Source organism: Serratia sp. Tan611, from assembly GCF_905188235.1.
Classification (GTDB): Bacteria; Pseudomonadota; Gammaproteobacteria; order Enterobacterales; family Enterobacteriaceae; genus Serratia_B; species Serratia_B rhizosphaerae.
The window spans coordinates 375257-397808 of record NZ_LR994655.1; the positions used below are offsets into that span (position 1 = coordinate 375257).

Consider the following 22552-nt stretch of genomic DNA (forward strand, 5'->3'; position numbering starts at 1 on the left):
TCATTGTAACTCATCGCGTTGCTGCTCCTGCCTGATTTCTCCCTTGTCATAGTAAAATTCTTATCATTATACTGTATGTATGTACAGTTTATTCATAAAGGTGAGCTATGTACCTGATGGCTTATACCGCCCTTGAAATGCAAGCAGATCCGCAGAAGAAGAGGGCCGGGATCCCGATTTTTGGTGACGGGGTATCGTGCGGTTTCCCGTCGCCGGCGCAGGACTATGTCGAAAAACGTCTGTCGCTGGATGACTTCTGTATCCGCTACCCGGAGAGCACATACCTGGTTCGTGCCGAGGGTAATTCAATGCAGAACGCCGGCATTCGTGATGGAGATCTCCTGGTTGTCGAGTGCATTCGCCAAGCGCGTCACGGTGACATTGTCATTGCGGCCGTTGACGGTGAGTTCACCTGTAAACGACTCCAGTTACTGCCGATGCCGGCATTGCTGCCGGCCAACCCGGAATATTCACCGATCCCCCTGACGGAGGATGTCGATACCGTAGTGTTTGGCGTTGTACGCCATCTCGTCCACAGCTTTAAATCGCGGGATTCCTGACCATGTTTGCCCTGGTTGATGTCAACAGCTTCTATGCATCCTGCGAGACCGTATTTCGGCCGGATTTAAGGGGGAAGCCAGTCGTAGTTTTGTCCAACAACGACGGCTGTATTATTGCGAGATCGGCTGCAGCCAAACGGCTCGGATACAAAATGGGGGACCCCTGGTTCAAGGTGGCCAGGGAGGCCGAACGCAGAGGCGTAGTGGCCTTTTCCAGCAATTATAGTCTGTATTCTGACATGTCTGACAGAGTCATGACTATTTTGCAGCAACTGACCCCTCGCGTCGAAATATACAGTATCGACGAGGCATTCTGTGATCTCACTGGGATGAGGAGACTGACCGCGCTTGACGAGTTCGGCCAGCAGCTGCGTGAGCAGATACAGCTTCGCACGCATCTGACAGTGGGCGTCGGGATCGCCCCGACGAAGACGCTGGCCAAGCTGGCCCAGTACGCCAGTAAACGATGGCCGGCGACAAAGGGGGTCGTTGACTTGAGCTGCCGGCAGCGCCAGGAAAAGCTGATGGCCCTGGTGCCGGTAGAGGAGATTTGGGGGATCGGCAGACAGTTGGCCAAAAAGCTGCAGATGATGGGTATCGACACTGCGCTGAAACTTTCCAGACTCTCGCCGGCATTCGCACGCAAACAGTTTTCCGTAGTGGTCGAAAGGACCGTTCGGGAGCTAAACGGAATATCGTGTCTGGGCCTGGAGGAGTTTGCGGCGCCTAAAGAACAGATCATTTGCTCCCGTTCTTTTGGTGAAAAACCAACGGATGAGGACAGCGTGCACCAGGCAATTTGCGCACATGCGGAGCGTGCAGCTGAAAAGCTACGGGCAGAGCACCAGTATTGCAAAAGGATCGGTGTTTTTGTCAGTACCAGCCCATTTGCTGAAAACGAGATATTTTATAAGAACCAGGCTTCAACCGAATTAGCCGTGGCGACTCAGGATACCAGGGACATCATTGGCGCTGCGCTCAAAGCGTTAGACGCTGTATTTATCCCGGGGCATCGTTATCATCGGGCAGGCGTAATACTGACTGATTTTCGTAGCGGGAAGGTATCCCAACTGACATTATTTGATGAATATCAACCCCAGCATAACGGAGATAAATTAATGGAACTATTGGACAGAATAAATGGTTCGGGAAAAGCGAAAATATGGTTTGCCGGGCAAGGAATACAGAGTGCGAAAGCAGACTGGAAGATGAGACGGGAGCATTTGTCGCCATGCCGGACAACCAAGTATGCAGATATACTCAAAGTAAGGTGTTAAGAATCGTCAGGAAAGGCAAGGGCACTTACTGTGCCCAAATGCCAGGCTCGTATGGAGAATAGTCACGCCACGATTACCTTAGAATAGCTCTGATCTCCTTGCCCCCCAACAAGACACCAATGAGGCCGACAAGAATAAACATATAACTAACCTCAGGCAGACTGATAAAGAACTGATATACGTCGCTTTCAAGTGGTTTGTTTAGGTTAATGATGCCTAGGATCGCGAGGCCAAGGCTTAATAAGGTGGCAAGTGAGACGAAAATCATTTTTAACATTGTGATCTCCAAAGTAGTTGAAAGGATCAGATATCCCCGTGCATTATCTTCATTGCATCTAGTATAGCCGACATTTGTTCATCTTTAATGGCATCCATGAACTTCACTTTAAATTCATTGTAAAGCTCTGGCTTATACAGCAACCTGAGTGAATCAATATCAATTGTTCCATACTGGCTCATGTGTGATGGTGGCCAAACGGAAACTTTATCGGAGTCATTATATGAAGTCGAAAATCCTTCTAGTTCGTCACGGTTTATTAAACGGATGATTGCAAGCAAGCGCTTTAATTTATAGGGCTTGATGAAGTTCTTCCCTTCTATGACAAAGAACACCGAAGCAGGGTCATCGTGACTTATTTCATTTCCATGGCAGACTATGGAGAAGTTTAAATCATCGACATTGAATTCGACCCGGTGTGAAAGTGTATTTTGAGCAAGTTCTTTTATCCTCCAGGATTCTTTCTTTGTGGCAATAATCCCTCGAGTGACCAGTGGGAAAAGTTTCTGTAATCTTTCTTTAGTGAAGATGTGGTCTATGGCTTCCTTTGGGTACTGCGGCAAGTTAAATGCACCACTTTCTAATGGACGGGTAAGGTATTCTGCATAAGTACCGTCTACACACTTGTTGACGGCTTCTTCTATGGCTTTCATGGTTTCATCAAGATTTTCATCAGAGAGGTCTAAACAGCGATAAACATAGTGTTTATCAAATGTTATTTTATGCCGTAACGAGGTTCTGACAAGGTCAAGGGAAATATTAATAATGGTTCTGATGTAGTCATTGCTTACAGCATGGCTATGGTAAAGGTAGGCTTGATGACAATAGTGCATCATAAACTTTATTTCGGACAGGCTTAGTCGCGTGGCCTGCGTGTTGATTGCACTGAAGAGCTTTATGTAAATGTCGGATATACTTTTCTCTGGCGTTTCCATCAGCTCAAAGTAATGCTTTTTTTCAAAGTCTTCGTTATCCAGGCTGGCTTCCAGAACGGTCTGGACATGTTCTGTTAACGATTTGTTACGTGACTCTGCACGAGCCTTTAAACTATTCATTAATCGCTCTGGAAACCGAAATGAGGATGGTACTTTCATGTTAAGCCTTTTATTGGTGAAATACGTTTATGTGTAGTGTAATACACAATAGAAAGTCAGCAAGGACAAGTCAAGTTATTGACGAAATTCTGTTGGATCGCTTACCCTATCCGGGTTGTACCGTCGTCTTCGGACGACCACCAATGCTCAATGGGTCTGCGATGAGCGCCTTCGGGTGACCCTGCTGTTGTTAGACAGCCACCAATGATCCGGCCATCTGTGAGGATCGCCTTCGGGTGATGGCAAAAGAAAGCTTCCGTAGCCTGAGAGGGAGCGCGCCAGGTATGGTGTGGTACATCTGCCCGCCTTTGGGAGCAGATATCGCTCATTCAACGTAGTATTCGGAGCGGTTAAGGCTGCTGAAAAGTCATCTCAATGCCATGGCGCTGTTAGCCTGGCACACATCTACATAGGGCAGTCCTTGCCTGGGAGATTCAGTCGCAACAGACTGATATCGCTAACTTCTTTAAAGCTGTTAAAGCTTTTATGACGTGTTGCTGACGATGCGACTTTTGAACGCACGTATAAGGCCATTTGGTACATTTGGCCGCTTACGTGAGTCTCATTAGGAGCAGAGGAGCGCGCGTCACTTGTGAAGTGGCGAAGACACTACCAAGTGACGCGCGTAGCGCATAACGTCTCAACCCACGCACAACGTGGCTTTCAACGTTTTACTACCATCTGACCAACACGTAGTCCGTGTCAGTACGGTTTTAAACACTCATTAACTTCAACGTAATTACGACGGAAACACCGTTTTGAACGTTTCACTATCTAAAAGGAGGAAATCGACTCGGTATCGATGGCGACACTACGAACAGTAGTGTGTGGAAGCAGTCTGACGAACGTCAGCCCGGCGTAAGCCGCGAACAGGTCAGAGACCTGGGGAGCTTCGAAATAACTCAACATTTCGCCGCCCCGATGCACAGATACCCGTCGAGACGCAGGAAGCGCAAAAGTAACCGTGTCGTCGGGGTTGAAATTATCGGGATACAGATCCGTCAGCTTTGTGGAAAGCAGAGGGGTGTGTATCCCGTGGGAGGAGAAGTTATGTCAAAGCTCAGCAAGCAGCTGGTTACGCTCGCCCGCCAGGGACGAGGAAGTTTTAAAACTGTCGCAGACCGCTCGAGAATAGCAGAGCGTTTTGCTGAACGCCTTGCGAAATTAAATATCCAAATCCGTGATGTAAAACACGTCAAGACGTCTCATATCGAAAAGTATATTAGTAGCCGTATGGCTGAAGATATGTCAAAACGTACACTCCAAAATGAAATGGCAGCGGTACGTTCGATCATGTCAGTTGCAGGACGGAATAAACTCGCTGATCCTTCGCATGAGAAATTGAGTAACCAGGCATTAGGTATCTCAGGGGCAAGTCGCGACGGAACTAAAACACCACTTCCGGATGATAAGTTAGCCGCAATTGTTAGCTATGCGTTTAAAAAAGATGAGGGCGTAGCAATAGGTGTGCAGTTGTCCCGTTACCTGGGATTGAGAACAGAAGAAACAGTCCAGTCCGCCAAATCACTAAAAACCTGGAAGCAGTCCATTTTGAATGGCAATGATAGGGTTAAGGTCATTTTCGGGACGAAAGGGGGGCGGGCCCGGGAAACAACAGTATTTAATCGCGAGAAGGTCTTGTCCATTTTGGATAAGGCGATAAAGCATTGTGGTGAGAATAGAGGAAAGCTGATTGATAAGCCGTCTCTGCATACCGCGATAGAACGATACAGAAATATCGTACGTGAGGCTGGTATGACTGGAAAGGATGCGCCCCATAGTTTGAGATATGCCTATGCCAGGGATGCTGTAACGCATCACGTTAAAAATGGCATGAGCAGAGAAGAAGCAAATGCATTGGTCTCGATGGATTTAGGTCATGGGGATGGTCGGGGGCGTTATATTCGACAAGTCTATTTTAAAAATGATATTGAGTAAGTAGTGTTAAACGGTCGCAGCTCACACAGGGCTGCGACCTCACAAACCTAATTGTTAAAGTTTCAGCCTGTTCCACTCAAGGCCACGGTCATTATTATACTTACTCGTCATTGCAGGGTTTCGATGACCAAGTAGCCTCTGTGTGTCAATGTTCATTTTCCTATAAATCCTCTCCGATAAAGAGCGTTGTTCATGAAAGCTCGGTGGATGCTCCCAGGCATCCGGTAGCGCTCGATTTCTGGCTATGCGAAAACCGATTGATAATGAAAACGCATGTACTTCCCGATCCCCTAATAAAAAATCACGCCCAGGACATTGCTCTATAATCTCCCCAAGCGTTTGTCCTATCACTGGATTTTCAAGCTCCAGGGGTAATGCCAACTTGTATCCGGTTTTCTGCTGCAGGATATGAAGATGTCCATCATGGATATTACATCTGCGCATTTTGGCAATATCACCTCGACGCTGGCCTGTAGTGAGCGCCAGTTTCATCGCGAATGGCATATATGCACGGCGAAGGTTTTGAGCGACATCATAAATTATTTTCCACGAATCGACGTCCAGGCGTGACCGCTTTATCATGTTGGCCGGAGCGCGCAAGGGCAGTGCAGGGCTAAATAACACCCACCCTTCTAACCATGCCTCGCGGAACAGGTCTGATATGACGCCATGCGCAGTTTGGGCTGCACTATGTAAACCCAAGTCAGAGTATGACCTAATAAATGACTGCAGTAATTTGGGTGTTATCAGACTTACACGTTGTTTTCCAAATTTTTCGTTAAACCTCCTTAGAATGGCGCATTTATTCATCAGTGTTTTTTTCTGGTAATTACGACTATTCAGGGATGCCATATAAACAACGATAAGTTGCTCGACCGTTTTATCGTTGGATTGCACCCATGACGGGGTGACGTTATGCATGTTGATATCCTAATCAGCCTGACAAAATAGTCAGAATCCCCGCTGACGTGGGGAACGCGGCCTGTCTTCTGCTTTAGTTATCCATCGCGAGAGCCTGGCCTGTTACCTGCATAGTGACGTTGTGGCATGGAGCATTCACTGAATGGTCGAGTGCCAGTATATCGTTTCTCGGGGGTTGACACATCTCAGGTTTGCTCTGAAAATGAACAGGCTTACTTGTTGTCTTCGGACAACCACCAATGCTCAGTGGGTCTGTGATGAGCGCTTTCGGGTGACCCTGCTGTCGACAGACAGCCACCAATGGTCCAGTCACTTGCGAGGACCGCCTTCGGGTAGTGACAAAAGAACGCTTCCGTAGCTTGAAAGGGAGCACACCGTTTACGGTGTAGTACATCTGCCCGCCTTTGAGAGTAGATGTCATCTGTTTTTGATGATTAAGGCTGACATCATTGATGTGCTGACGATTGCGATTACCGCAGTCCAATCCCCCGGGGAGATACCTTCCCCTCGGGCTGGTGTTTCCCCTTACAGGAGATACACTATGTCCGCTTTTACTTCTTCAGCTGTTCCTGATTTCATCTCAACCCTGCACCGTGTCATAACGGCCGTTCAGCGAATACCTTTTCGCATGGCGCCGCCGCGGTTTACTGACTGGTACGTCAATGCAGCAGGTAACTTTGCCGTTCGTGCACATGTTATCTGCAGTGATGATGGTTCGGTCAACGCGGTACTGACGCTGCGCAAAGGTTGGTACAGCGGTGAATATACCTACGCAAGCAGCCGTGTTGCGTTACCTTGCAAACATACCGAGCGCAGAAAGGCCTACCGGCTCGCCTGTCAGCAGGCCGAGCATCTGGCCAGACTGCGTTACCGCTTCTAAAGCGCTTGCCTTAACCACATATACCCTGACGGGGATTTATACCCGTCTGGGGATAGATCCTCCATTTCAACATTTGAAAGAGGATTATCCAATGAATGGTATTTCACTTGTCACCGCCGACAGTAATGAATGGCATTACATGTGGGCAGAATTAGCCAAACGGGCAGCAAACCGTGTACTGCCGGATCCCACTGTCGCTGAGAATTTTGGTGAAGTGTGGCAGTACATGGAGACGCAGGAAGTTAGCTCATTTTGGTTAGGAAAACGCCTGTTCCATTGTTTCAGGCATAGGCAGCATCCAGTCAAAGGGGCTGAGTATCGGCTCAAGATACCGGCAAGCCGGGGTTTTGAATCTGCTGATTTGCAGCCTGCTTTTCAACGTTAGGGCTCGCCTGTCAGCAGGCCGAGCATCTGGCCAGACTGCGTTACCGTTTTTAAAGCGGTCGCTTTAACCCCCTATACCCTGACGGGATTTACTCCCGTTCAGGGGGTAAATCCATCTTACAAGAGGATTTACCGATGAATACGCACATTAACTTCCGCACGAATGTTTTCGACCTCAAGACGTCCCAGGACGTGCTTTTCTACCTTTGCGCTATTGAAGGTGAACTGTATACCGCAAGAGCCTATCGACGACTCGGGCTCGATCAGGAGCGGGATGAACCTCGTGAACTTACCGATCTGGAGAATAGGGTTATCAGTGTCGGTGAGGCTTTCGGGTTCTTTCTCTACTACCTGCAGAGGGATAGATTGCCGACGTTGTCTGATGCTGGCCGGGAAGTCTTGAGCAACCTGGACAGTCTTGGCAACGACGCCCACAAAGAAGCGTGGGCGTGGAGTTTGTCCTACGGCAAGGTTAACGGTGAGGCTGATGAGGCCATAGCTGCGCTCGGTTTCTGAATTTGAAAACAATGACATTGCGACGGCTATTCCGTGGTCGACGCCCAACCCTGTCGGGGATTTATTCCCGCCAGGGGATAAATCCCCCACGTGCGAGGATTTATCCATGAATACCACTATCGATTACCTGAAAACCCCTCTCGATATGCTGCGCTACCTGTGCCTGCTCGAAAGCGAGCTGATGAGCGCCCGAGCGTTCCACCGGCTTGGTTTTGATGTGGAGCGCGATCCGGCAAGCGGTATGACGCTCGTTGAGGTTGCCGTTCATAGCGCCGGCTTTGCGTTTGGGTATTTCCTGTTTGCTCTGCAGAAGAGCGGGTTACCTGCACTTCCCGAAACCGGAAAGGATGTGATGAATGTCCTGGACAAAATAGGGAAGGAAGTTAACGCGTCAGTCTGGGAGCGCGCTGTGGCGGAGGGTAAACGTGACAGAGAGTCTGACGAAGTGATTGCTGCGCTCGATACAGCGTATTGAGGTACGGCGATTTGCGTAACACGTAAGCAGTACACCCTGACGGGATTTATTCCCGTCCGGGGGATAAATCCCCCCATTTTTTGTTTCTGGAGGATTTATCGTGAGTACGACTGTGTATTTTGACGCACCACCGTCCCAGGACGCGTGGATTGATTTTACCCTGGCGGTGACAGAGATGTTCTGGTTGCTGCCGGCATCTGCAAGACCTGCAGGTATTGATGTCGCAGGGCAGCTGTTTGCCGGCGGCGCATTTGCTGGCCCTGGTATCCGTCTGTCTTCATGGCCGGCCGATAACCTGCCCGTGCAGAAGATTGTCCCCGGGGATGAGGCATCGGATTTCTTTAACCGCCTGGTACTCATCCTGATACACAACCTGTGTCCTGGATGCGTGCGCATTGAGCGGGAGTTGTCCAGCCAGTCAGGCTGGGAACAACCGCTGATTTGGCTGCGTCATCATCTGCAGCGTCCGGCGCTTTCAGCTCCGGGATACGTTGACGCTGCGGCGATGGGGGATAACTCGATCCGTTTGCACCTTGAACGGTATCGGGACAGTTTGTGTCATGCCGACCTTCCGTACCACTGGCAAGTGATTACGTGGATGGATGAGGTGTTGTCCCAACGCAGAAAGTTGACTCAACGCGTCGCCTGATTAAGGCGCGCATTTTACCCGGCAGGGCCTCCCTGCAGGGGAGCTCCTGCCTGTTTACCGAGAGGAGTGACCCATGGGGCTTGATATCGACTTTTTCCGTCAGCGTAAGGCTGACTATGCAATGTTGCCGGTAAACGGCGACTGGACACCCGTTGGTGACTGGGTGCCGTGTTCACCAGCGTGGCTGGAGGACGGCGGTAACTGTGAACAGGCGCCGCGAATATACAACCACAAAACGTGTAATCACTACCATCCGCCGCTGCTGGTTAACACCTGTCATTTTCGCGGGTTTACTGCGTTGATGCATTGGGTGGACAACAGTGTCGGGGACGTCAAAAGCGGTGAGCTGATGGCGTTCGACCGCAACGACGTCCAGATGCTGCAGATGCTGTTGTCACGATTGAATGAAGCGAACTGCCATGAGGAGTTCCCCGATGACTCTCGCGACTACGGCGATGTGTACTGGATGCTTGTCGACTCACTGAAAACGTACGTTAACAGCGTACTGACCGGCTTCGATTTTAGCCGGGATCACCTTTACTTCCGGGCATCGTGGTAACACCACCGCGCTGGCCATAACGTTTTATTTCCCTGGAGGGGTTTCCCCTCCGGGGGAAGCCGTCTCCGCTTTTTCTTTTTAAGGAGACTTAACATGTTGCACTTTGACCCTGAGGCATTGCGCCTGGTCGTAGCCGAAGTTAAGGCCAACCAGTGCGAACTGGCGTTGGCCAAAGACGACGGTGTTTACCTGATATCAGCAGTGGCCGAACGTGGCGATACGGGCCGCGTGAAGCACATAGCATATGCCGACGGCTGTCATCCGGAAAAGGATGACGCCTGGTACGAAACCTCCCGCGTGTTGGTGGGAGGCGACGACTTTTGTGAGCATCTGCAACTGACCGACGAAAGCATGGAACGAATACTTTCAGACGGCTTTGAGCTCTGGATACACGTGCTGCACGACCAGATCCATGTGCATGCGTCACCCGTCATCTGGGTGCCGGTGGCCGAGTACCGTCATATCATTAATCGCATGCAGCGCCTGGCCCATGTCCATTACCGTGCATGCGTCGGCAACGCGGAGTATAAACGCTGGCGCGTCAGCGCCATCGACCTGCTGGCGACTGCCAGTCATACCGACGCTAAACGGGCGAAGCCGGACGACAGGGAGGAGTTTCTCTCGATGTTCGAACGTCTGTATCACCTGGCCGACACGGTTAATGCGGAAGGAGCGATCCGTTTCCCTGCACATTAATCGTTAACCCATTCTTTGTCCCCTGGGGCGTATTCTTCGCCGCCAGGGGAGGAGTGCGCCTTATTACTGAGGAGTCTCCTATGAAAAAGACATCATCATCACGGCCAGCGAAAAAACGGCCTGAACGTCCCGACCTGTATCAGCAGGTGACGGACAAAATCATCGCGGCCATCGAGCGCGGTACGCTGCCGTGGCGCAAGCCCTGGCAGACGGACCGTTCCCGGATGGCACAGGGGTCGGTGATGCCGCTCAACGGCACCACCGGTAACTTTTACAGCGGCGTCAATGTGCTGCTGCTGTGGTTGTCTGCCTGTGACCAGGGCTTCAGCTCTAACCGTTGGCTGACCTATCTCCAGGCGGAAGCCGCCGGCGGCCACGTGCGTGCCGGCGAGAAGGCGACGCTTGCCGTGGTCTTCAAGCCGTGGGAAAGGGATGCGAAGGACGCCGATGGCCGGCAGCTGTTTGACGACGAAGGGAACGCCCTGAAAGAGCGTGTCCCGATGCTGAAGCCGCTGTACCTGTTCAATGTCTGCCAGTGCGACGGACTCCCGGATGACGTGGTTGGCGCACTGCCGGCAGACACGCCGGGTGAGGACGACCCACAGGTTGATGAGCGAATACAGGCGCAGGTCAGCACGATGGTGGAGGACTGCGGTGTTCACCTTCAGCATGTTTACCAGAACAGGGCGTTTTACACCCCGAGCCATGACCTGATTGTGCTGCCGGAAGTCCGGCAGTTTAAGACGGAAGCGGACTACTGGTCGACGTTGCTGCATGAGCTGGTGCACAGCACCGGTCATGCGACACGTCTTAACCGGGAGGGGATAACGTCTTCTTCACGTAAGCGGGGTGACCCGGTCTATGCGTTTGAGGAGCTGGTTGCCGAGCTGGGCAGTGCATTTCTCTGTGCCCGGATCGGCGTTGCCGGCGACGTCCAGCATGAGAACTACCTGGAAGGGTGGCTGAAAATCATGAAGGAAGACAAACGCGCGCTGTTCCGTGCGAGCAGCCAGGCGCGTCAGGCGACCGAATTTCTGTTAATGCCGGCGGCAGAGACAGAAACGGTAAAGACTGACGCCGCCCGGGCGGCCTGAACGGGGAGGCATTATGACCGAGGAACAACACCACTGGCAGACCGTTGCCGGCGTACTTTTAAGTCGGCATTACGGACTGACGTTGAACGACACCGACCTCTGCGAAGAGGTCTGCGTCATTACTATGCAGGAGGCCGGTTTACGGCCGTATGAGGCGATTAACGATCTGGCTGAGAAATTCGACCTCGAACGTATCGATGTCAATGACTATCAGCAGTTGTCGCCACCCATTAGCCTGGCCCATGAGTTACGGGTTTTACGCGAACTTTCCGGCCACTGACGGCGGTTGAGCCTACAGGCTGACCGTCACTGATTTACACCTTAACCCAACGGGGGAGATGCTCCCCCGATGGGGACGTCTCTCCTTTTTTCTTGAATGAAGAGGAGAACTACCATGTCTAACTGGTGCAAAAATCGTCTGGTTGTTACCGGCCAATCTGTGGTTGTCGACGAGCTGCAGCAATGGGTGAATGGCCATGTCGTTCCTGACTACCGCCATGCCATCCAACAAAGCTGCAGGATGTTTCTGGCAGGTTGTGCCGGCATCTTGAAACCGGCGACGGTAAAACCGGGGGTTTATGTCCCTTACCCTGGTTTGCTGGCACATCCCGGCGTTTCGTCAGTACAGAACCTGGCGTTTGAACAGTGGTTCTGGCTGCTGAAAGCCGATGCGCCGCTGACGGCTGAAAATATCCGTCAGATTGAGCGGCTCTACAGCCAGTCCGGCATCGCGTCAGTCAAGTGGGAGAACATTCCACCACTTGCCCAGGCGCGAATAGCGGACGTCATCGAGCGCCAGTTTGCCGACTGGTTCGGCATTGTGGGGCTTGATGGCCAGGTTGATGCCGGCAGCTGCTGGGAGCGGCTCGGGAATATGCCTGAGTATACCGTGCCCTGCGACATGCTGATGTTGATCCCCACGCGTCTGGCGACAGAGCTGAACGGGGCCGGCGGCGCGCTGCTGCGTGATGTGCCGGCAACGGTTGACCTGTACGGGCGTCAGTATGGCGTTGAATGGCCGTGTGGCCACAACGTCGGTTGCGTGCGTGACAGCATCAATGTTCTGACGGTGCACTTTGATTCTCCGTGGTACGCGCCGGCAGGCGAGGTCATTGGGGAGCTGTCAAGGCAGTTCAGCTGTCAGGTTGAACACAGCTGGCATATGTTCGACGCCGGCCGCAGCGGTTACGACCGTTACGACCACGGTGAACATGTCGATGGCGGCCGAATGGAGCCGGAAGTCCTGGGCGGTGAGGTGATCCAGTTTACCTATGCCGACAAGGACTCCTTGCCGTTACCACCCAACGCCGTAGCGAGTTAAACGCTCGCTGCAGCACCGACCCTAAACGATGACCACCGGATTTTCCGGTGGTCTTTTTTCATCCCTCGGGGAACATTGTTTCCCGCCCGGGATACGTGTTCCCTTTCTTTGGAGAACACGTATGTCCGGACTTATTAACCATGAAAAGGCGTTTATCTCACTGTTCAATGAGACGGCGCGGTATCACCGGCGCACCAAGGTGTTTGAGGACTTCGTCAGCTGCAGCGTCATCGCGCTGGAGAACCGTCTTTGCTTCAACCAAAAGCGGGAAGACAAGTACCTGCAGATCGTCAAAGGCTATGAGAAAGCGGACGTCAGTCGCATGGCGCAGCTGCTTGCCCTGGTGTCGACGAGCATGATGGAGCAATTCAATGATTTCCTGGGGAAGGTCTTCATGCAGTTGGAGCTGGGCGATAAATACCGCGGCCAGTTTTTCACGCCGTGGGACGTTGGCAGGATGATGGCGCAGATATCCCTGGGCGATGTTGACAGCGTTTTCCGGGATAAACCGTTTATTACCCTTGCCGAACCGGCGTGCGGTGCCGGCTGTATGGTGTTGGCCTATGCCGATGTGCTTAATCAGGCAGGTTATCTCTCACACCGCCATATGTGGGTGTCGGCCACTGACATCGACCCGCTGGCAGCCGGTATGGCCTATATCCAGCTGTCGCTCTGTGGTATCGCGGGGGAAGTGGTGATCGGCAACTCGCTGCATAACGAGCGACGCCGAATACTCCACACGGCTGGGCATTATTTGGGGAATTGGTCTGCTCGCCTAAAATAAAAAAACTTATTAATTGACAAATAACCCTCCTGTGAGTTTATGGGGAGGGTTATTACTATATGGGATGCTTGATGAGGGGGCTATATTAATCGCGCATATATTTATCATATTGATTGTTACAATAACCACATCGACCATCAAGACCTTGCTCATCTTGACTCAATGTGACGCCACAATTAACGCAATCTTTATGATCTAACTCCTCATCACACCAAAGGCATCTCTGTTTAATTGTATCAAATGTTTCATGATGACATGAATAACACGTTTCAATAATAGGCTCCCCACCATTCCTTGGGTCGACGAAGTTATCTTCATTGAGCGTATCTATCAGTAACTGTGCTGCAAGACCGTAGTTATTGCAAGCTAGGCAATGGTATAAAAGACTCTCTTCATTAAACTTTACTGTCTCACCACCGTCTAACTGGTCTGTATTGGGGGCAATTAGCAATGAACCGCACACCTCGCATTTGGCAATTGTTGTTAATGATAGCATTTGCTCTGGAACCCCAGCAGTAAGCCACTTCTTATCATTCTCTTTCCTGGTATCAACAAAGAAATTGTGATGTGCCAACATGATTTGCCATGATTCACCAAGAAGGTCGCCAGGATGCTCGTCTAACTGCTGTTGAATGAAGTCCCTTAATACTGGGAACAATTCAGCCACAAAGTCAGCAACCTCACCTAAAGTATTAGCAGGGTGAAGATGCTCTAAATGATTACGGCAGTCTTGAAGCTTATTAATAACACGCCAGTCAACATCGATTCCGAATCCTTCAAATCTCTTTTTTATTGTCCCGACATCTATAGTTGATTTCTTAAACTTACCAGATGGTTCCCATTTGACACCACCACTTCCATCAGGGACAGGCAACACTTCTGGCGGGTTAAATATTAACGAGGCCGCATCTGAGGATTCATCAACAGATTTGGCTATTTTATATTTAAATAGTAATAGAACTCCAGAAAACAAATTTCTTACAGCTGATAGGGCCCTATCAGGATCCCCACCCGCATCTAGGCTTCGTTGGCTTTTATTAAAGTCTTCCACACCAAGTCGTATCGAAGTTAATGCGTTCTCTAAAAGTCTATCAGCGTCAAGCGCTGGGAGTGTATTTTTAGTGCTCATAAATAAATCTCTGTGTTATTTTTTGATAATTATACTTTTGATTGGTTGTTAATAGGTATATCTATAATCATTAGTTAGGAATGTGGATGTTTTATCCGCACTCAACTGTTTAAATCCTCTACGTTTCAGATAACCTAACATAACCTTAGACTCCCAATAGCAACGTGCATATAAAGTCTCTTTATCTTTCATGAACTTTGATAGGAAGTTGTCTAGCATTTCTCGACCATAACCTTTTCCTCTGTATTCAGAAGATATCGCGGCCATTCTTAACTCCCAACCACCCAATGGATCCCACGCGAGGATCACGAAACCAATGGGGAGATTTAGTTTTTCCCAGATGTAAACCTCTGTCGTAAACCCTCCGTTGTCACGATCTTTAATGACCATGGAATTAAGATTGCGTTTGAAAAAAAACCATCTAATAGGTGAGCGGAGTTCCCGTGAAAAGTGATTATTTTTAGCTGCATCGAAGATGAGTTTACTTATGAATGGCAAATCATCTTTAATGGCTCGTCTTTTCATTTCGACTCTCCCTCAATCACTGCCTGTCTGAGCATTAGCTTAGCCCCCCAGGTGGTCAAATCTACGATCTCTTCCTGCTCCAGGCCAAAGGTATCTTTAAGTACCGTCATCGCTTCGGTCCCGTAGAGCACTGACATCAGCATGACCAGTTTTTGAACTTTTTCCTCTGGGAGCTGTGACTCAAGCGGCGCTAATGCTTCAGTGAGCGCTTCGCGACGGTTACTCTTTTTAAGCAGAGTATCTTCTTCTTCACGCCCCTGCTCCTCATGGTGGGCCTGCCAGCGATGTTGCGAAATGCGCATTGCATCACGCATTAGTCCTTCATGAGAGTACAGCTCTCCATATCCCCAGCCCAGTAATCGGCTGATATTTTCCTCAGCATCCTCCCCCATGGTAGGCCGCTCAACAGACCCTATGACCTGTTTGACGACATACTCAACGAACTCGCTGTGCGTCGTGAAGTAACTCCGGAGGGTGACCTTTGCATATTCGGCTTCGCGGGTAATCTCTTCCGGGGATGGGAATTTGTCTTCCTTGTAGAGCTTCAGCGCTGCATTAACAAGACGTTCAAGCGTTCTGCGCCGCACTGGTGACAGGTTGTTTTCGTCAAAAAGTTGCATTTTTTTGTCTCGCTCAACAAAAAATATCACATGTGATAAAAATATCTTGCAGGTTATAAAATATTAGCCTAGCTTTATATTGCACGATATCAATCAATCTTTCACCCCTTATCACGGAGTGAGTTGTATGGCCAAGTTTGTGTATGTCATAGGGACTGCAGACACCAAGCTGGATGAACTGGTCTGGCTGAAGTCCTGTTTACATGCCGCCGGCGTGGATTCACACATCATTGATGTGTCCACAGGGAGTCCGGAGGCGCTAAGTGAAAACAGCAAGATAGATATCCCGTCGTCTCAGATCGCTGAATATCATCCTGAAGGCAGCAAAGCTGTCTTCTGTAATGAACGCGGCCGGGCGGTTACGGCTATGTCTGTAGCGCTGACGCGCTTTCTACGCAGCACTTTGGAGGATATCTCGGGCTTGATTGGTATAGGCGGTTCGGGGGGAACAGCCCTCATATCGTCAGCCATGAAGTCGATGCCGATAGGCTTACCCAAGCTGATGATATCTACGATGGCATCCGGTAACGTGGGCGGCTATGTCGGTGGTGTGGATATCGCCATGCTGTATACCGTGACGGATCTCAGCGGCCTCAACTACCTGTCTCGCAACATATTGACCTATGCAGCCAATATGATAGCCGGCGCGGTCAACTATGTTGTTGCGCCTACTCGGGCGCAACAGCCAGTACTCGGACTGACCATGTTTGGGGTGACTACGCCATGTATTAACCAGCTGATCGCTGTGCTGAACGAACAGTATGATCCGTTGGTGTTCCATGCCACTGGGAACGGTGGTACCTCGATGGAGCGGCTAGTCGAAAATGGCGAGATAGTCGGGGTTATTGATATCACGTTGACCGAAGTGGCTGACCTGTTGTTCGGTGGCGTTCTGGCCTGCCCGGAAACGCGACTCGATGTCATCGCCCAGACAGAAGTGCCCTGGGTAGGCAGCGCCGGCGCCCTGGACATGGTCAACTTTGCAGAGCCTGACAGCATACCTGAGCGTTATGCTCAGCAAAGGAAATTTGTCGAGCATAACGCTCAGGTGACGCTAATGCGCACAACACCAAGGGAAAACTACCAGCTCGGCGTGTGGATTGGGGAAAAGCTCAATCAATGCAATGGGCCTGTTAGTTTCTTACTACCAGAAGGCGGATTCTCCGCGCTTGATGCTCCTGGCCAGCCGTTTTATGACCCTGACGCACGACGGGCGTTTGCTGACGGGTTAGAGAAGACTGTGTTACAGACGAGCCGGCGCCGGATTATCAAAACGCCTCACCATATTAACGCACCTGAATTTGCAGCACTTGTGATTGAGGAGTTCAACGCAGTCATGCAACACCAGGGAACCTCTCATCACTCAACACCAGGGAAACTTTAATGAATAACTACAAGATGCTTGTTGAAAGTCTGAAACAGAAAGTAGCCCGTGATGAACCGATTATCGGTGCTGGCGCTGGTACTGGTCTCTCCGCGCGCAGCGAAGAGGCCGGCGGCGTTGACCTGATCGTCATCTACAACTCGGGGCGTTTCCGAATGGCTGGCCGCGGTTCACTGTCGGGGCTGATGCCGTATGGTAATGCCAACCAGATAGTGCGTGAGATGGGCGATGAAGTCCTGCCTGTTGTCAAAAAGACACCGGTACTTGCCGGCGTTTGCGGTACGGATCCGTTCTGCAATCTCTCGCCGTTCCTGGACGAGCTGAAAACCCAGGGCTTTGCTGGGGTGCAGAACTTCCCGACGGTGGGCCTTATCGACGGTAACTTCCGCAAGAACCTGGAAGAGACCGGCATGGGCTATCAGCTGGAAGTCGACATGATACGTCTGGCGCATGAGAAGGGGATGCTGACCACCCCGTACGTCTTCAATCCGGACGACGCGGTAGCGATGACCCAGGCCGGTGCGGACATCATTGTTGTGCATATGGGGCTGACTACCGGTGGGGATATCGGTGCTGAAACGGCGCATGACCTGGAGTCTTGCATACCGATAATCAACGCCTGTGCCTGGGCGGCGAAAGCGGTACGTGATGACGTGATAGTGCTGTGCCACGGCGGTCCTATATCCAGGCCTGAAGACGCTGCGTATGTTCTGGCGCATTGCCCGGACTGTCACGGCTTCTACGGCGCCAGTTCGATGGAACGCCTGCCAACGGAAATAGCGATTAAAAATACCGTCGAAGTATTTAAACAAATAAAACGGAATTAATTATTCATTTAATTCCCGAATAATAAATAGGGCTTAAATAATGATGGTAGCGCCCTGAATATAATATAAATAATTGTTTTTGCCTCAAACGCCCACGTGGATGATTAATCCACGTGGCCTTTTTGCGGCCTTTTACTTCACCAGACTGCAGCAGCATGAGTGATAACGGTATATCACCCTGAATACGCCTGAACAGGATAAATCTTTTCTTCCGGGAAAAGAGTTTCCTGTGGTGCGTATCGTGCCGACCTGCGCAGCATAGCGCCGGTTCCGTTTTAATGGAGTGCTGCTGATGTCTTATTCTGATACACCTGAACAGGCCGCTATTATCGGCTGGTCTGGTCATCGCCTGGTCGTCAAAGCGTTTTCCGGCACGGGCAAAACGTCCACCCTGGTGCGCTATGCCCTGGCGAACCCGAACAGCAGGATGCTCTACCTTGCGTATAACCGCGCGGTTAGGGATGAAGCCGAACAGAAATTCCCGTTCAACGTTGAGTGCAAAACGTCGCATCAGCTGGCCTGGGCAAACTTCGGCCGTCATTACCAGAAGCGGTTAACAGGGAATCTGCGGATCACCGACGTTGCCCGCCTGCTCAATACCCGCCATTGGCCGCTGGCCAGAACGGCCATCATGGCCTTCAACGCCTTTTTGTGCAGTGCCGACCACGAATTGGGGGCGCAACATCTGCCGGATGAAGATGACCGCAGCGGGGTGTCCGCTGAAAGGATCCTGACGGCCGCGCAATTGTTATGGCGCGAATCTGCGCGCCAGGACGGCACGTTCCTGGTTACACACGATGTCTATCTCAAGCTGTATCAGCTCTCTCAGCCAGATCTCTCAAAACGCTGGCAAACGTTGCTGTTCGACGAGGCGCAGGATGCCAATCCGGTGACACAGAGCCTGGTGCTGGCGCAGAACTGTAATGTGGTGCTGGTCGGCGATCGTCATCAGCAGATTTACCGCTTCCGAGGTGCCGAGAATGCCCTCGATGCGCCGGCATTGGTTGACGCTGAACGGTTGAATCTGACTCACAGTTTCCGGTTCGGACCGGCGGTGGCCAGCGTGGCCAACATGCTGCTGGCCCGCCAGGGGGAAACGCTGCCCGTTGTGGGCGATGGCGGGGAAGACGCGGTGGTCACACGTCTGCCAGAAGAAAACCGGGGAGAGCACGTCACGGTATTAAGCCGAACCGTTGCCGGCGTGATCGGGGCTGCGCTGGATGCCAGCCTGGCAGGACAGAAGGTGTTCTGGGTCGGCGGTATCGCCGGCTACAAAACCGAGGAGCTCGAGGACCTGTACTGGTTCTCTGCAGACATGCCCGAACGGATGCGCTCGCCGGCGTTGTCGCGGGAGTACCGTGATTTTGAGGAATTCGAATCGGTGGCCAAGGCCACGAAAGATCCGGAAATGAACCAGGGTTTACGCCTGCTTGAACAGTATTTCCCGTTGCCACAAAAACTGCAGGTGATGCGTGAGCATGCGGTGAAGGAGGAAACCCAGGCCCAGGTTACGGTGTCGACGGCGCACCGCAGTAAGGGACTGGAATGGCCGGTGGTCGCCCTGAATGAAGACTTTGCCGACATCACCGACCCGATGCTGCCTGATGATGAACGTACCGATGAAACCAATCTGTTGTATGTAGCTGTCACTCGCGCGCGAAAAGTCCTGGTGATTAACGGGTTGCTGCAGGTACTCCTCGACGAAGACGCCGCGGATGACGGGGAAGGGGATATACCTGCATGTTGAAAGCCATCAAGGAGCTGCTGGTCGGTACCCGTGAAGTACCGGCCAGGGCAAAATCATCAGCATCTTCACCGCCTGCTGGGCAGGCAGGGTATTTTATGCCGAAGTCCGCCACGCAGCTGCTGGACATACCCGCCCGTAAACAGTGCCTGCAGCAGCTGTGGGAAAACAGCTCATTGCCAAAGGATTTGTACGAGCAGTTTTATCTGCAGCCGCTGCATCACCTGGTGACGCTGATGCAGCAACTGCCGGCAACCAAGCAAGGTGAATATGCCAACGAAGGAGGCCTGGTCGATATCACGCTGCAGACGACGACCTTTGCCGTTCGCCTGGCCAAGGGGCATATGTTGCCGCCAGGCGCCGCACCTGAAGATCAGTCGGCGCAAAATATTCTGTGGAACGCGGTGGTGTTTTACGCGGCGCTCTGGCGTTACCTGCCACAACTCGCGCTGTTCCAAGGTGAGCTGCAGACTGGGCGCCCGTGGTTACCCGGGTTGACCGTTCCTGCCGAACCTTACCGTTTTCGGTTCAGACCGGCTGTTCCTGAGCCTGTTATCACGGCAAGCCAAAGTGGGTTAATAGCGTGTCGGTTATTACCGGCTGAGGCGGTCAACTGGCTGTCTACCCTGCCGGCTGCCGCGCAGGCAGTGATGCTGATAGCTTCACGTCAGCCCAGTTCCCTGCCGGTGATCGATGAGATAGTCCAGGAGGCTGTCAAGCTGGCGCGCGGTGATGCCATTGGCATGGCGGCGCCAACGGCCGTTACTGCTCCTTCCTCTTCCATACCCGTGCCGGCAGAGACATCGCCAGATCCTGTTGGTGCACCTGCTGCGCAGGTTGTGTTGGAGAGCAGTGTACCTGGTGCAGCAGTCCAAAGTGTTGTGACGGGAGAACCTGCTGCCACTAACGACCAGGAAAATGGTGCTGACACTGCAGCTGCAGTCAGCTCGGAAGAAGCCATGGCTGTTCCATCGGGGGATGTACTGCTGAGCTCCGCGTTGGATGCCCCTGTAAATGATTTACCCCTGGCCGAGATGGTTGTTGCACCCGAACCTGCTGTTGAGGTTGAGGAGGATATGCAGGCGCTACTTTCGCTGATGAATGTCAGTGTATTGGCGCCGGCTGCTTCAGAGCCCGTTGAGAAAGGTGACGCCCCTCAGAATGAGGTACCTCCATCAGAAGGCAGTCAGCAGCCGGCAACTGATATTAGCACTGAAACTGAGGCAGCTGATGACCCAGAGCCTTCTCCATCAGAATCTATTGCCGAACCGCTTCTTCTTGAAGAGCCAGACGCTCAACCCCTTGTTCAAACTGATTTAAGCAATCAGGGATCTGAACAGATGGCGATAAGTCAGCGGCAACAAGAGATGGAAAATGCAGACGATGAGTTTTGGAAGTGGCTGGCCACAGGGCTTCAAGAGCAGCGCATCAGCGTCAATCATCCTGAGTCCAGGGCGCATATGGTCAGCGGATTTGTTTTCCTTTGTGTTCCAGAGATTTTTCACTTGTATATAAAAGAGTGTGGTAAGGAGCGTTCCGAGCGGAATGCTATTCAGAAGGCGTTTGAAAAACAGGGGAGGCACAGAGTACGTAAAGGGCAGCGATTTTTTATTGGTCATTTGTACCAGGAGCCTGCCGGATGCGGTTCGTACCGGCGTATCAATGGCTACCTGGTGAAAGCCAATAGTTTATATGGGGGGAAACATGTACCTGAGGATAGCCAGTTATTGGTGATCCCGTAGTTAACCAGGGAACCCTGAATCACTTAATGGTCAGGGTGCGATAAAGCAACGATGAGGTATTGCAATGAAAAACGAAGAATTGATGCATGATGAATGGGAGTTTTTACTCGAAGAGTATTTCTTCACCAAGCAGCTTCGTTCGGCTACCGAGTGGAGCTATAGGAAGGTTGTTCTCACTTTTACTCGTTTCATTGGTGCCACGGTTCCGCCAAACAAGATCACTCAACGTGACGTTTTGTTGTGGCGCCGGCATTTATTAAAGGAGAAAAATTTATCGGTACATACCTGGAACAACAAGGTGGCGCATCTGCGTGCGATCTTTAATCTGGGGATAAAAAAAGGACTTGTTGAGTTTGAAGATAATCCGTTTAACGGAACGGTTGTCCGTTCTGACACAAAGAAAAAGCGAATATTAACGCGGACGCAGCTGACTCGCATGTATCTAATCATGCAGCAGTATGAACAACGGGAAAAGGACAGAAAACCATTACGTGGCGGGAAGTGCGCACTTTATCCGACCTGGTTCTGGATGACTGTGCTTGATACGTTCAGGTATACCGGCATGCGGAATAATCAGCTGGTACACATACGCTTGGGAGACGTCAATCTTGAGCAAGGCTGGATAGAGTTACGACTGGAAGGGAGCAAGACCCATCGAGAGTGGAAGGTGCCCATTGTCCGGCAGTTGAGAGAACGGATAAAACAGTTGATCTCCCGTGCCATGGAGCGAGGCGCCGGCCTTCAAGATCTGCTCTTTGACGTGAAACGTTTTACGACGCCACGACACACGCAATACGTCTATAGCGAGAAAGGGGTGATGCAGTCGTTTCGTAGTTTCTATCGCCGCTTATCCAGGGAATGTGGATTTGATGTTTCTTCACATCGATTCCGTCATACGTTAGCAACAGAGCTGATGAAGGCGCCGGACAGAAACTTAAAGCTGGTTAAAGATTTGCTGGGGCACAGGAATGTCAGCACCACAATGGAGTATATCGAGTTGGATATGGAAGTCGCCGGCCAGGCTTTGGAAAAGGAGCTTGTTTTGCATACAGATATAACTGCAGCGAGAGGCTTACAAAGCTTGACAATATGATGATTCGCTGTGAATATGAACAGTGATCAAGAAAAGGACGCCTGTGCTGGAACACAGGCATCC

General features: G+C 51.3%; 24 protein-coding genes. 19 read left to right on the forward strand and 5 right to left on the reverse strand.

What is annotated here, in order from left to right:
• Positions 1-116: 116 nt before the first annotated feature.
• Both umuD and umuC read left to right on the forward strand, forming a co-directional pair.
• Entirely contained in the window at positions 117-560 is a 444-nt protein-coding gene (gene umuD / locus TAN611_RS01685) for a translesion error-prone DNA polymerase V autoproteolytic subunit (RefSeq protein ID WP_203067744.1), read from the forward strand.
• A gap of 2 nt (positions 561-562) precedes the next feature.
• Complete coding sequence (gene umuC / locus TAN611_RS01690) at positions 563-1837, forward strand: translesion error-prone DNA polymerase V subunit UmuC (RefSeq protein WP_203067178.1); 1275 nt, start codon at positions 563-565, stop codon at positions 1835-1837.
• Positions 1838-2140: 303 nt separating this feature from the next.
• Here umuC and TAN611_RS01695 read toward each other — a convergent pair whose 3' ends face one another.
• Positions 2141-3208 (reverse strand): hypothetical protein, encoded by a 1068-nt coding sequence (locus TAN611_RS01695; protein ID WP_203067179.1) that lies wholly within the window; start codon positions 3206-3208, stop codon positions 2141-2143.
• 1050 nt (positions 3209-4258) lie between these two features.
• Here TAN611_RS01695 and TAN611_RS01700 point away from each other — a divergent pair.
• The gene (locus tag TAN611_RS01700) at positions 4259-5146 is read left to right on the forward strand and encodes an integrase domain-containing protein (RefSeq protein WP_203067180.1); all 888 of its coding nucleotides are present in this window, start codon (positions 4259-4261) and stop codon (positions 5144-5146) included.
• A 54-nt stretch (positions 5147-5200) separates the two neighbouring features.
• On the opposite strand, the gene TAN611_RS01705 is transcribed toward TAN611_RS01700, so the two are convergent.
• Positions 5201-6067, reverse strand: coding sequence for a tyrosine-type recombinase/integrase (locus TAN611_RS01705; RefSeq protein WP_203067181.1), 867 nt, complete (start codon positions 6065-6067; stop codon positions 5201-5203).
• Positions 6068-6608: 541 nt separating this feature from the next.
• Here TAN611_RS01705 and TAN611_RS01710 point away from each other — a divergent pair.
• The 11 genes from TAN611_RS01710 (at position 6609) to TAN611_RS01760 (ending at position 13425) form a co-directional block, all read left to right on the forward strand.
• The gene (locus TAN611_RS01710) at positions 6609-6947 is read left to right on the forward strand and encodes a hypothetical protein (protein ID WP_203067182.1); all 339 of its coding nucleotides are present in this window, start codon (positions 6609-6611) and stop codon (positions 6945-6947) included.
• 91 nt (positions 6948-7038) lie between these two features.
• The gene (locus tag TAN611_RS01715) at positions 7039-7332 is read left to right on the forward strand and encodes a hypothetical protein (protein WP_203067183.1); all 294 of its coding nucleotides are present in this window, start codon (positions 7039-7041) and stop codon (positions 7330-7332) included.
• 134 nt (positions 7333-7466) lie between these two features.
• Positions 7467-7847, forward strand: coding sequence for a hypothetical protein (locus TAN611_RS01720; RefSeq protein WP_203067184.1), 381 nt, complete (start codon positions 7467-7469; stop codon positions 7845-7847).
• Positions 7848-7953: 106 nt separating this feature from the next.
• Positions 7954-8322 carry a hypothetical protein gene (locus TAN611_RS01725; RefSeq protein ID WP_187044109.1) on the forward strand — a complete coding sequence of 123 codons (369 nt, stop codon included), beginning with the start codon at positions 7954-7956 and terminating at the stop codon, positions 8320-8322.
• 100 nt (positions 8323-8422) lie between these two features.
• Positions 8423-8971, forward strand: coding sequence for a hypothetical protein (locus TAN611_RS01730; RefSeq protein ID WP_203067185.1), 549 nt, complete (start codon positions 8423-8425; stop codon positions 8969-8971).
• Between the two features lie 73 nt (positions 8972-9044).
• Complete coding sequence (locus TAN611_RS01735; protein WP_203067186.1) at positions 9045-9530, forward strand: hypothetical protein; 486 nt, start codon at positions 9045-9047, stop codon at positions 9528-9530.
• Positions 9531-9623: 93 nt separating this feature from the next.
• Positions 9624-10226 carry a DUF3085 domain-containing protein gene (locus TAN611_RS01740; RefSeq protein ID WP_203067187.1) on the forward strand — a complete coding sequence of 201 codons (603 nt, stop codon included), beginning with the start codon at positions 9624-9626 and terminating at the stop codon, positions 10224-10226.
• A gap of 80 nt (positions 10227-10306) precedes the next feature.
• Positions 10307-11320: an ArdC family protein gene (locus TAN611_RS01745; RefSeq protein WP_203067188.1), complete on the forward strand. Its 1014-nt coding sequence runs from the start codon at positions 10307-10309 to the stop codon at positions 11318-11320.
• A 13-nt stretch (positions 11321-11333) separates the two neighbouring features.
• Entirely contained in the window at positions 11334-11600 is a 267-nt protein-coding gene (locus TAN611_RS01750) for a TA system toxin CbtA family protein (protein WP_203067189.1), read from the forward strand.
• A 114-nt stretch (positions 11601-11714) separates the two neighbouring features.
• The gene (locus tag TAN611_RS01755) at positions 11715-12641 is read left to right on the forward strand and encodes a DUF1281 domain-containing protein (RefSeq protein WP_203067190.1); all 927 of its coding nucleotides are present in this window, start codon (positions 11715-11717) and stop codon (positions 12639-12641) included.
• Between the two features lie 121 nt (positions 12642-12762).
• Positions 12763-13425, forward strand: coding sequence for an N-6 DNA methylase (locus tag TAN611_RS01760; protein WP_203067191.1), 663 nt, complete (start codon positions 12763-12765; stop codon positions 13423-13425).
• Positions 13426-13510: 85 nt separating this feature from the next.
• Here the strand turns inward: TAN611_RS01760 and TAN611_RS01765 are convergent, their stop codons facing one another.
• Genes TAN611_RS01765 through TAN611_RS01775 form a run of 3 tightly spaced genes read right to left on the reverse strand, consistent with a single transcriptional unit; the run spans position 13511 to position 15699 of the window.
• The gene (locus tag TAN611_RS01765; protein WP_203067192.1) at positions 13511-14554 is read right to left on the reverse strand and encodes a hypothetical protein; all 1044 of its coding nucleotides are present in this window, start codon (positions 14552-14554) and stop codon (positions 13511-13513) included.
• 48 nt (positions 14555-14602) lie between these two features.
• Positions 14603-15079 (reverse strand): GNAT family N-acetyltransferase, encoded by a 477-nt coding sequence (locus TAN611_RS01770; RefSeq protein ID WP_203067193.1) that lies wholly within the window; start codon positions 15077-15079, stop codon positions 14603-14605.
• On the reverse strand, positions 15076-15699 hold the full coding sequence (locus TAN611_RS01775; protein ID WP_203067194.1) for a TetR/AcrR family transcriptional regulator: 624 nt from the start codon (positions 15697-15699) through the stop codon (positions 15076-15078). Before TAN611_RS01775 ends, TAN611_RS01770 begins: the two co-directional genes overlap by 4 nt.
• A 127-nt stretch (positions 15700-15826) precedes the next feature.
• On the opposite strand from TAN611_RS01775, the gene TAN611_RS01780 reads away from it, so the two are divergent.
• The 5 genes from TAN611_RS01780 to TAN611_RS01800 all read left to right on the forward strand — a co-directional run bounded on the left by TAN611_RS01780 (position 15827) and on the right by TAN611_RS01800 (position 22489).
• On the forward strand, positions 15827-17083 hold the full coding sequence (locus TAN611_RS01780; protein ID WP_203067195.1) for a Tm-1-like ATP-binding domain-containing protein: 1257 nt from the start codon (positions 15827-15829) through the stop codon (positions 17081-17083).
• The gene (locus TAN611_RS01785) at positions 17083-17910 is read left to right on the forward strand and encodes a phosphoenolpyruvate hydrolase family protein (RefSeq protein WP_203067196.1); all 828 of its coding nucleotides are present in this window, start codon (positions 17083-17085) and stop codon (positions 17908-17910) included. Before TAN611_RS01780 ends, TAN611_RS01785 begins: the two co-directional genes overlap by 1 nt.
• A gap of 292 nt (positions 17911-18202) precedes the next feature.
• The gene (locus tag TAN611_RS01790) at positions 18203-19657 is read left to right on the forward strand and encodes a UvrD-helicase domain-containing protein (RefSeq protein ID WP_203067197.1); all 1455 of its coding nucleotides are present in this window, start codon (positions 18203-18205) and stop codon (positions 19655-19657) included.
• Positions 19651-21396: a TraI domain-containing protein gene (locus TAN611_RS01795; protein ID WP_203067198.1), complete on the forward strand. Its 1746-nt coding sequence runs from the start codon at positions 19651-19653 to the stop codon at positions 21394-21396. Before TAN611_RS01790 ends, TAN611_RS01795 begins: the two co-directional genes overlap by 7 nt.
• Before the next feature lie 64 nt (positions 21397-21460).
• Complete coding sequence (locus TAN611_RS01800) at positions 21461-22489, forward strand: site-specific integrase (RefSeq protein ID WP_203067199.1); 1029 nt, start codon at positions 21461-21463, stop codon at positions 22487-22489.
• The last annotated feature ends 63 nt before the right edge of the window (positions 22490-22552 follow it).

What these genes read in the sequence shown, in the direction of transcription:
- TAN611_RS01695 (WP_203067179.1), bottom strand. Translation starts at nt 3,208, where the DNA reads ATGAAAGTACCATCCTCATTTCGGTTTCCAGAGCGATTAATGAATAGT.
- TAN611_RS01720 (WP_203067184.1), top strand. Translation starts at nt 7,467, where the DNA reads ATGAATACGCACATTAACTTCCGCACGAATGTTTTCGACCTCAAGACG.
- TAN611_RS01780 (WP_203067195.1), top strand. Translation starts at nt 15,827, where the DNA reads ATGGCCAAGTTTGTGTATGTCATAGGGACTGCAGACACCAAGCTGGAT.
- TAN611_RS01725 (WP_187044109.1), top strand. Translation starts at nt 7,954, where the DNA reads ATGAATACCACTATCGATTACCTGAAAACCCCTCTCGATATGCTGCGC.
- TAN611_RS01785 (WP_203067196.1), top strand. Translation starts at nt 17,083, where the DNA reads ATGAATAACTACAAGATGCTTGTTGAAAGTCTGAAACAGAAAGTAGCC.
- TAN611_RS01750 (WP_203067189.1), top strand. Translation starts at nt 11,334, where the DNA reads ATGACCGAGGAACAACACCACTGGCAGACCGTTGCCGGCGTACTTTTA.
- TAN611_RS01770 (WP_203067193.1), bottom strand. Translation starts at nt 15,079, where the DNA reads ATGAAAAGACGAGCCATTAAAGATGATTTGCCATTCATAAGTAAACTC.
- TAN611_RS01765 (WP_203067192.1), bottom strand. Translation starts at nt 14,554, where the DNA reads ATGAGCACTAAAAATACACTCCCAGCGCTTGACGCTGATAGACTTTTA.
- TAN611_RS01790 (WP_203067197.1), top strand. Translation starts at nt 18,203, where the DNA reads ATGTCTTATTCTGATACACCTGAACAGGCCGCTATTATCGGCTGGTCT.
- TAN611_RS01710 (WP_203067182.1), top strand. Translation starts at nt 6,609, where the DNA reads ATGTCCGCTTTTACTTCTTCAGCTGTTCCTGATTTCATCTCAACCCTG.
- TAN611_RS01700 (WP_203067180.1), top strand. Translation starts at nt 4,259, where the DNA reads ATGTCAAAGCTCAGCAAGCAGCTGGTTACGCTCGCCCGCCAGGGACGA.
- TAN611_RS01775 (WP_203067194.1), bottom strand. Translation starts at nt 15,699, where the DNA reads ATGCAACTTTTTGACGAAAACAACCTGTCACCAGTGCGGCGCAGAACG.
- TAN611_RS01745 (WP_203067188.1), top strand. Translation starts at nt 10,307, where the DNA reads ATGAAAAAGACATCATCATCACGGCCAGCGAAAAAACGGCCTGAACGT.
- TAN611_RS01760 (WP_203067191.1), top strand. Translation starts at nt 12,763, where the DNA reads ATGTCCGGACTTATTAACCATGAAAAGGCGTTTATCTCACTGTTCAAT.
- umuD (WP_203067744.1), top strand. Translation starts at nt 117, where the DNA reads ATGGCTTATACCGCCCTTGAAATGCAAGCAGATCCGCAGAAGAAGAGG.
- TAN611_RS01740 (WP_203067187.1), top strand. Translation starts at nt 9,624, where the DNA reads ATGTTGCACTTTGACCCTGAGGCATTGCGCCTGGTCGTAGCCGAAGTT.
- umuC (WP_203067178.1), top strand. Translation starts at nt 563, where the DNA reads ATGTTTGCCCTGGTTGATGTCAACAGCTTCTATGCATCCTGCGAGACC.
- TAN611_RS01705 (WP_203067181.1), bottom strand. Translation starts at nt 6,067, where the DNA reads ATGCATAACGTCACCCCGTCATGGGTGCAATCCAACGATAAAACGGTC.
- TAN611_RS01795 (WP_203067198.1), top strand. Translation starts at nt 19,651, where the DNA reads ATGTTGAAAGCCATCAAGGAGCTGCTGGTCGGTACCCGTGAAGTACCG.
- TAN611_RS01715 (WP_203067183.1), top strand. Translation starts at nt 7,039, where the DNA reads ATGAATGGTATTTCACTTGTCACCGCCGACAGTAATGAATGGCATTAC.
- TAN611_RS01735 (WP_203067186.1), top strand. Translation starts at nt 9,045, where the DNA reads ATGGGGCTTGATATCGACTTTTTCCGTCAGCGTAAGGCTGACTATGCA.
- TAN611_RS01800 (WP_203067199.1), top strand. Translation starts at nt 21,461, where the DNA reads ATGAAAAACGAAGAATTGATGCATGATGAATGGGAGTTTTTACTCGAA.
- TAN611_RS01755 (WP_203067190.1), top strand. Translation starts at nt 11,715, where the DNA reads ATGTCTAACTGGTGCAAAAATCGTCTGGTTGTTACCGGCCAATCTGTG.